Genomic DNA, 228 nt, shown 5'->3' with positions numbered 1-228 from the left:
CCTCCTTTCTAAGGAAGATGGATGAAAAGTAAGCAGCGAGAGCGGCTGAATCAATCCAAGTAAAAGGGAAGAAGTAAGGGTTGTTTTACTGTTTAGTTATCAAGCAGCGAGTGCACGCTGGCTGCGAGGGAAAGAACGAGAAAGCTTGCTTTCGGAGTTCTTTAGTGAAGCAGACAGGCGTATAAGAGCGTTTGCGTCTATTGAGAAGCCGCAGAGCGGGTTCGAGAT

The sequence above is a fragment of the Acetivibrio ethanolgignens genome, assembly GCF_001461035.1.
GTDB classification, from domain to species: Bacteria; Bacillota; Clostridia; order Lachnospirales; family Lachnospiraceae; genus Velocimicrobium; species Velocimicrobium ethanolgignens.
The sequence above is the reverse complement of the archived record's forward strand: the minus strand, read 5'-3'. Positions refer to the sequence as shown.